General features: G+C 35.8%; 3 protein-coding genes and 1 pseudogene. All 4 read right to left on the bottom strand.

What is annotated here, in order from left to right; genetic code table 11:
• Positions 1–407: pseudogene (locus KH893_RS10895) on the bottom strand (replication protein); the annotation flags it as partial.
• Between the two features lie 220 nt (positions 408–627).
• Complete coding sequence (locus tag KH893_RS10890) at positions 628–1005, bottom strand: helix-turn-helix domain-containing protein (RefSeq protein ID WP_042744627.1); 378 nt, start codon at positions 1003–1005, stop codon at positions 628–630.
• A gap of 117 nt (positions 1006–1122) precedes the next feature.
• A complete protein-coding gene (gene mobV / locus KH893_RS10885) occupies positions 1123–2166 on the bottom strand; it encodes a MobV family relaxase (protein WP_032824285.1) in 1044 nt (347 codons plus the stop codon).
• A gap of 289 nt (positions 2167–2455) precedes the next feature.
• On the bottom strand, positions 2456–4083 hold a 1628-nt coding region (locus KH893_RS10880), incomplete at its 5' end, for a replication protein (protein ID WP_281166153.1).

Genomic DNA, 4083 nt, shown 5'->3' with positions numbered 1-4083 from the left:
TGTAAAGAACCCTTGTTAATGTTCTCGGCTGTCAAGGTCATTGTGTAAACACTAGCGTTGACACCTGTCTTTTTAAAATAGTCATAATTAGCAAGAAGAATTTGAAAAGAAAGGTTACGAGAATCCTTAGAACTGTCGCAACGCTCCTGAGCAGGGTCTTGGCGAAGACCAGAAGCAAAGGCTAAACTCTTATAAGCATTGCCCCGATGATTGCCGTACATACGCTGAACTTTAACGTCTCCTTGGCTAATAATAGACTTGATATTTGCTGAAGCGGCCTTAGGCAAAGTAGCGTCTAAAAGCTTTTTTCGGGCCATTTGGAGCAAGGCAAAACGATACTCATAATGAGATACGTTGGCATACTTATTAAATAGTCTGGAGTCTTTATTTTGAGTTGCAATTTTCATAAAAAAAGTCACCTGCATCTTCCTAGTAAGTGACTTTTACGCTTTAACTTTTCATATTACCTATAGACTAATCCGTCTAAATGTTATAATATTCATTGTTAAAACGTAAGTGATTTGTCCCTCGAAAGACTAATCCGACACTTACGTTTTTTTATTTTATTTTTTTATTATCTAAGTGAAATTATATACTAAAAACGGTTCCAAAATCGACGAAAAACTACTAAAAGCCCCACCAATGCTTCTTTTGGGGCTTTTTTTCTGCAATCAGCTTTTCTCCTTCAAGCTCTTTTAATTTGGCTTGGGTAGCCGAGTGAAGCTTTTGTTCTTGGTCGAGCATAGTTAAAAGTTTGGAAATAGTTTGATTTTTTTCGTCAATGATCTTCTGATAGTCAATGTCATGGACACTGTCATTAACATTTTTGTCAGGTTTGTAAGGTCTAGAATTAACACTTCTCTGGTTAACAAAACCCTTTAAATCCTCAATTTGCTTGTCATCAAGCTTATAAAGATCGTCATTGTGTAAACCAGCCCTTTGTAAAACCTTGTAAACAGTTTGCCTTGATACTCCTAGACGCTTGGCTAGCTCTGTCTTATTCATAAAACAAGTATAAAGCTTCAACAAACATAGCTCTAAACTGATAGTTCTAAGAAAACCGGAGCTAAGTGCTATGTATCAAGGCCGACCTCCGGTCGGCTGTCACAAAGAAGAGAGAACCTAGAAAACAAGTCCATCGCCCTCTTGTTCTTGCCGTTCTCTCTCCTGTTTAAGCCTTTTAGCCTTGTCTTTCTTCTCTTTTTCTTTGCCAAGTTTGATATAGCGCTCTTTTTCCTTAAGCTTTTTGTCTTTTTCCTCCAAAGATTCAGCAAAGGCAACAAGATTGTGTGTACGCTCGTCTAATCTTCTACGTTCATCAGCAAGCTCTTTTTCTCTAGTAGTGTCTTTTATTTCTCTTTCAGTCAAAGCCTGCTCTTCTTCGTCTGCTCCATCTTCACGAAAATTAATGTTATCTTCTCGATCATCTAAACGAAGTTCTCTAACTTTAAAAGCTTCCTCATTTTTATTGAAAGCTTCTTTATCTTTATTGAACTTTTCCTTGTCTTTATTGAACTCGTCAATAGAAGAAGCGACCGTATGAGCTACGCTATCAAATTTAGCCATAGTAGCTTTATAAACATTTGGGTCAACATGTTTAGCCCTGCTGTCCTCTTCTCCACGTTCCAATTGAAAGCCATTAGCCTGCATACCTTTAGCCATGTAAGTGTGAAAATCGTGAAGCTCTTTTCTTTTCCAAAGGGCATCACTACTAAGCTTTCCAGTCTTGGTCATAGGAACTACATCAACATGTAAACCAGGGTGCTGGATACCATTATCGTCAACTTCGTCCAGGTGCAAATAGGAACGCAATACATTTTCTTTGCCATATCTTTCCTGGATTAATTTTGTAGCAGTCTTGCCAAAATCGATTTTCCTTTGGTCGCACAAATTTTCAAAAAACTTGTCATCAGCTCCTACTACAATTTCAGAAATTAAATTAGCATCACTTCTAATAGCCCGTTTATTATTTGATCTTTGGTTAGTTCTCGCTTTTACATCTTGAGTAAGAGTACCCTTGTGATCAATAAATTGAATGTTATTCTTCGATAATTCAGGACGTATATTTTTATTATTATCGTGCAAATATTTCCTTGAATTATGATTTTCGAGCTTTGATAAATTACCTTTTTTAAAGTGTTCAACATGCAAAACTAATTTATACATGATAGGTACCTCCATAAAAAGAAAAGAAACAAACTAATTTCCAAAGGTAAGTTATTAATTAAATTAATCTATCTTAGATAGTCTTAACTTAATTATTTAGCTAATCTGTCTTCGATAAATTGGCTAAAACTAACTTGCTAATGTCAATTAGCCCTAACGTAGTAGGGCTAAGCAAGCTTAGACCCTCTACGTAAAGGAGGCTACGCCCCCTTTAAACCCCTGTGCACCTACTTTCTTTATTCGTTTCGTTGAAAGCGAATAAAGAAAGTTAGGCCTGTAAAAGGGCTGGTTAGAAGCTAGAAAGAGAAGCAATATGATCAAAAGCATCCGGGTCATAATCTCCTGCATCTCCCTCGAAAAACTCAAAAAACTCTGAAAATGGATTTGCCTTTTCTTCCAAAATTTGTTCCTTAGAAAGTGAAGCAAATCTATTGGCTAATTCCTTACGATTTTTCTCTCCTTCCTCTCCTAACTGTTCAAATCTTTTTTTCATGTCTGCAAGCTGTAGCAAATCATTCTTATTTAATTTCTTACCCTTAAATTGTTTATCCGTAACAAGATTATCTGCTTTCAAATTATTCATGTAATAAAAAGAAGGTTTACTCTGCAAATTATTATTAAAATCCTGAAAATCGCAGTCAACTTTAACAAAATTAATTCGATCATTTAAAACCGAAGCAGCTGTTAGTTGACCTCCTCTAGAAAGAAAATCAACCTTTCTAGACATTTTTTCGGTTTTAGCTCTAGCAAGTTCTCTTCTGAAAAGATTTATTTTATTTATCTGATCTTTATAACAGTGAGAAGGAGAATAATGATACCGTTCAAAAGTACTTTTGATAATATTCAAATCTTTAATTGTAGAAGCATGGCCACGAGATTTTTCCTTAGCAATTAAATCATCAACCAATGATAGAAAGTCATCTGCAGAACGAAGTGGCTCGAATAATTCCACAGCTTCTTTCAAAAAACGAATGTCCATTCTAGCTTTAGGTCGATCTTTAACGCAGATACCTCTAAAACCAGAAAAAAGGCGTCTTTCAAAATCAGCAATAATAGAATCACTTGGAAAAATAATTTGTTTAAAAAGGTTTTCGTTATTCAAGTAAACTTCAATCGCAGGAAGAGGCCTTAATTCAGAATCAGAAGGTTTAACAAAAGAATGGCTTTCTTTGTCATAGCCAGTCAAAAAAGAAACTGTCAAGCCACGCTTTAAACTGTCAACGTCAAACTGTAAAGAAGTGACAAGGCTTGGATATCGGCGAGAAAAAGCAGAAGCATTTCTCAATAAGCCATAAGACGGATGACGTTTGATTCCATGTAAGAACTCATAAGCTTCGTCATAAGCAGAAACATGCCACTTATCTTCTGGATTCAAAGCAACTAAAGCATCAGGCTTCAAGACATACTTAGTTAAATCAGAAATACTATCAGACAAACCGTCTTTATCAAACTGATTGCCACCAAGAAATTTATAAGAGGCTTGCAAGTCAAAACCTTTGATATCAGTCTTAAAGCTATCGCCAGTGATCTCATTCCAATGTTTATAAATAGCTTTCTTCTTGCTAATAAGATCTTCATCAGGATCAACCAAAAGAACAATATGAGCATGAAAATGGAATAGACCGTGACTATTATGTTTAGATAAACGTTCTCTTAAGGTCTGTTTATCGCCAAAGGTAAGTTCCCAAGAAGCAACTGAACCCAAAGTATTCATAACAGTCCTGTGTGTATTATCCGAGCAATCAGCCAACCAACGACCAACTAAGCTTTTCATTTTAGAGCCCTGTTCTTGTAAAGAACCCTTGTTAATGTTCTCGGCTGTCAAGGTCATTGTGTAAACACTAGCGTTGACACCTGTCTTTTTAAAATAGTCATAATTAGCAAGAAGAATTTGAAAAGAAAGGTTACGAGAATCCT

The sequence above is a fragment of the Liquorilactobacillus sicerae genome, from assembly GCF_029916425.1.
In the GTDB taxonomy this organism is placed as follows: Bacteria; Bacillota; Bacilli; order Lactobacillales; family Lactobacillaceae; genus Liquorilactobacillus; species Liquorilactobacillus sicerae.
Note: the sequence above shows the minus strand (reverse complement) of the source record. Positions and strands in the feature narration are given on the sequence as shown.